Genomic DNA, 4,154 nt, shown 5'->3' on the forward strand with positions numbered 1-4,154 from the left:
AATAAACAATAATCCGATAACTCTTAAACTCCTTTTACCATCAGTTATTTCTGCTAACACGCGGACAGGAGGCTTTTTGCCGTATCTCCCTGGTAGGGAGACTGTCCAAAGCCCTTCCTGCAAGGCTACATACAGGATCATTCTTTTAGTGTTTATCTTAAAAAATCAATTATGAAAAAATTATTGAAATTAACTCCCTTTGCAGCGCTGACAATAGTTATTGCAGTTGCCGCATGTCAGAAAGAAAAAACCAGTGCTACGCTTGAAGCGCCAAAAGCAAAAGTTTCTTTAGCAGAGTTGGTGCAGAAATTATACGCACCAAATACCCCTGCCAACTGTGCCTCATTTAAAGAAGCATACTCGTCGCTGTCTGCAGAGGAACTGGAACAGTTCGAAGAACTACGCCTTAAGAGTGATTCTGTTTCCCTGACACGAAAAGCGGCAGCGGCTTCCAATGGCAGGATCAGCACTGCGCAGCAAACGCTGATCAGTGCTAATCTTAAAAGAGCAAAAGATATACGCTCAAGTGTATACGCTGCTTCACTAAGCAAATTTCAAAAACCATTCAACAAACTATCCCAGGAAGAAACAAACGAACTATTCACTTCACTGGAAAAGAAATCAGACGTTACAATAGCTTCCTGTCCTACCGCCAGCTATCCATCTGCTGCTTACTACAGATCATATGCCGGTACTAATTATTATGGTATCTGGGATATGGGTAACGAAGGAAGTACTGACTGCGATTATGAGTACCGGTTTGATGGTTACTATTACTATGTGTCTGCCCGGAATGTGGCTACCCAAAACCTGCTGAACTCCTTCGGAACTGCAGTTTCGCGCAGGATCATTTATTATACTGATGGCTATGATACAGCAGTATTGCTTGGCGCTAACAGGGTATGGATCTTTGTTGGGCCACCCAGTTATGTAGCATTGCATATGGTGAATTAAAACAACATCCCCTGGTGGTTCCTGGGCTGCCGGGGGATTGTTTATTTTCTTCGTGGCAGCGTTATTGGCTGTAGTCATACCAATCTGACTTATTGCCTGATTGACTTTAAATATCTACCTTAGCCCGTTAAATTTAGTTTAGCGGATGTATGGTAGAAAGGATACCCATTTCATTTACCACAAATCCTGGCTTCCAAACGAAAGCAATCAATGAGGAAAACACTGCTCTTAATTTTAATTACGATACTATCAATTGGCGCTATCTACGCACTGGTATATTATGTAAGGATCGATGGATTTGCATTCGCCTGGGCGGTAAATTGGCTATTGATGCTATGTGTATCTGTTTTTACTACTGCGCTAAAAAGCGAACTCGCTTCTTCTTACTATGATGAAAAAGGATGGGAAAGGAAAGGGAAAATATACGAGTACTTTGGAGTAAATTTCTTCAGGAAGCTACTGGTTTGGACCGGTTGGGAAAAAGTAATCAGGAAATCTTTTCCCATAGAGCATAATACCAAAGCTTTGACAAATTTATATTACCAAACAAAAAAATCTGAACTGGATCACTTAATTATCCTGATTATAGTTTTCGGATTTAATGTTTTTGTGGCTTACAAATTTGGAGTGCTTAAATCTCTGTGCCTGTTGGCGCTAAATGTTTTATTCAACCTTTATCCAATTTTCGTGCAACGGTATAATCGTCCCCGGATAAGAAGAGCTGTAAATTTAAGTAAACGGAGATAATATTCGCACTCATAACCCGGAGCGGCCAACGGATATTTTCCGGAACATTTTATATACATTTGGGAAAGATATCACGCTTACCAAGGAGTATTAAACATGCCCACTTTCGTTTTTTTCAACATTTCAGCACATGGTCATATAAACCCGACGCTCCCTATTGTTGCAGAGCTAAACAGGCGTGGGCATAAGGTTTATTATTTTATTGGCGAATCCTTCGCCGAAGCCGTACAAAAAGCAGGTGGCATCCCGGTTGTATTACCTGGAAGTTCACGGGCTCAAAATACAACGCCACCGGGGGATAAGGAAATTGCGTTGCTGCCGTTTTTGATGGCGCGTGAATCACCACGCATAGTACCGGAGATTGTAGACAAGTTGAGAAGTATAAACCCCGACTGTATTATATTCAATACCATGCTGCTTGCCCCCCGGCTCGCCGCGCGTATATTGCGTTTACCTGTGATCGGCTTTCGGCCTTTTCATAGTCCCAGGCGACTGCAAAAAATTACGGAAACCTTTACTGACCCGGATGTCAAATTACTTGCACATGCTGCCAATCAGGCGCTTACAACCGTAACAACATCGTACCAGCTCCCTGCTATAACCCTGCAGGAGGTGTTTTCAGAAGTGCCGGGGCTAACGCTGGTATTTCTGCCAAAAACATTCCAGGTTGATGCCGCGCAATTCGATGAACGTTTCCTGTTTGTAGGGCCATCCTTTACAGTACCACCGCCGATCCCATGGCCGGTAGCTCAAAGTGATCATTCAGCGGTAACCAGGATCTATATTTCGCTGGGCACATTACGAAATAATGATCCTGATTTTTACCGTATGTGCTTTGCTGCTTTTGCAACGCCTGATTGGAGCGTGGTAATGTCGGTAGGAGATCAGATAGACTTACGCACGCTGGAACCCATTCCTGGTAATTTTGTTGTAAAAGCATCTGTGCCCCAGACCGCCCTGCTCCCCCATGCAGATGTTTTTGTTACTCATGGCGGCTTGAACAGCACCATGGAAAGCCTGTATTATGGCATACCATTGGTGGTGCTGCCATCCATAAAGGAACAGCAAACAACAGCAGAGCGTGTAAGGGACTTGCAGCTTGGTCTTGTTCTTGACCGCAACAATCTTACCGCTCAGGCACTTCACGAGGCTGTAACGACCGTATTGCAGGACGAAACGATCAGGCATTCCCTGCACCATATAAAAGATACCATCCGTAGCGCAGGCGGCTATTTGCGGGCTACCGATGCCATTATTGCCTTTCAGCAACAGGCGCTTCCCTGAGCATCCTGAGGTTCTTATCACCGGGTACCGGATATACATTTGGAGGGTTGGAAAAAAAACAAATAAATTTGTGGCAAAAAAAATATGGAAACCCTGGCAAGCAAAATCAATGTAGAAGACGAAAAGCATTTAATCCAACTTACTCTTAACGACTATCTTGAAGGACGCCCGGTAATAGACATCGAAAGAATGCGCAGGGCGTTTCACCCCGATGCGTATATCAGGACCATCATAGAAGGCAAGCTGGTTCAATGGACACTGCCGCAATACCTGGACCTCGTTGCCCAGGCAACCGTACAGGAATGCCAACCTGAGCTCCTTTCCTATACCTGGGATGGAGACACCGGGTCGGCCCATGTGCAACTCACTTTTGCCACCTTTAGGTTCATTGACCGGTTTAACCTGGTAAAGTTAGATGGGAAATGGCTGATCATGGATAAAGTGTCCTACAGACAGGAGCTAGTGTGAGCCGCCTGTGTAACCGGACCACAACTTTTACTATTCCAGTGTACCTGGGCATCTCATACATTAACCCTTGATTCGCATGATTTACAGAAAGCGTCATTTTAAAAACAGCCTGGTATATATTCTCCTTATACTGTTAGTCCCCAAAGGTTCAATTGCCCAAACTGATCCGCCTTTTAAACCCATATCAGCGGATATCATCAAGCTCCCGTCTAAAGTATTGGGTGAAGACCGGAAAATTTATATTTATGTACCGCCTGCAGATACCCTGCTGCCCGATAAGCGATACCCGGTATTATACATACTTGATGGGGATAATCATTTCAGCCTGACGGCAGAATATTGCCGGTACCTTAGCCGTTGGGATGTAAATGTTATGCCCGAAATGATTATAGTCGGCATCCCCAATACCAACCGTACAAGGGACCTTACGCCCTCCCATAGCATTTATGATTACTGGGGAAAGCCTGATACCAGTTCCAGCTTCAGGTATAAGTCGAGCGGCGGGGGCAATAATTTCCTACAGTTCATTGGTACGGAACTGATACCCTATGTTGATGCGCACTACAAAACACAACCTTTTAAAATTTTCGCAGGGCATTCATTCGGCGGTATCACCACGATCAATTGCCTGCTAACGCAGCCGGATATGTTTAACGCTTATATTGCTATCAGCCCATCTTTCTGGTGGGATAGAGGATATT

General features: G+C 44.3%; 5 protein-coding genes. All 5 read left to right on the forward strand.

The window, feature by feature from the left end:
- Window positions 1–171 precede the first annotated feature (171 nt).
- Window positions 172–954: a hypothetical protein gene (locus VIM72_RS28815; RefSeq protein ID WP_332006261.1), complete on the forward strand. Its 783-nt coding sequence runs from the start codon at window positions 172–174 to the stop codon at window positions 952–954.
- Between the two features lie 210 nt (window positions 955–1,164).
- Window positions 1,165–1,701, forward strand: a complete 537-nt coding sequence (locus tag VIM72_RS28820; protein ID WP_332006262.1) for a hypothetical protein — start codon at window positions 1,165–1,167, stop codon at window positions 1,699–1,701.
- A gap of 96 nt (window positions 1,702–1,797) precedes the next feature.
- Window positions 1,798–2,985 (forward strand): macrolide family glycosyltransferase, encoded by a 1,188-nt coding sequence (locus VIM72_RS28825; RefSeq protein ID WP_332006263.1) that lies wholly within the window; start codon window positions 1,798–1,800, stop codon window positions 2,983–2,985.
- 84 nt (window positions 2,986–3,069) lie between these two features.
- Window positions 3,070–3,453 carry a nuclear transport factor 2 family protein gene (locus VIM72_RS28830; RefSeq protein ID WP_332006264.1) on the forward strand — a complete coding sequence of 128 codons (384 nt, stop codon included), beginning with the start codon at window positions 3,070–3,072 and terminating at the stop codon, window positions 3,451–3,453.
- A 76-nt stretch (window positions 3,454–3,529) separates the two neighbouring features.
- A partial coding sequence (locus VIM72_RS28835; protein ID WP_332006265.1) for an alpha/beta hydrolase occupies window positions 3,530–4,154 on the forward strand: 625 nt, incomplete at its 3' end.

The organism is Chitinophaga sp. (assembly GCF_036569185.1).
Lineage (GTDB): Bacteria > Bacteroidota > Bacteroidia > Chitinophagales > Chitinophagaceae > Chitinophaga.

Excerpts from the sequence above, each read along its gene's own strand:
- VIM72_RS28815 (WP_332006261.1), top strand. The coding sequence starts at position 172 with ATGAAAAAATTATTGAAATTAACTCCCTTTGCAGCGCTGACAATAGTT.
- VIM72_RS28820 (WP_332006262.1), top strand. The coding sequence starts at position 1,165 with ATGAGGAAAACACTGCTCTTAATTTTAATTACGATACTATCAATTGGC.
- VIM72_RS28825 (WP_332006263.1), top strand. The coding sequence starts at position 1,798 with ATGCCCACTTTCGTTTTTTTCAACATTTCAGCACATGGTCATATAAAC.
- VIM72_RS28830 (WP_332006264.1), top strand. The coding sequence starts at position 3,070 with ATGGAAACCCTGGCAAGCAAAATCAATGTAGAAGACGAAAAGCATTTA.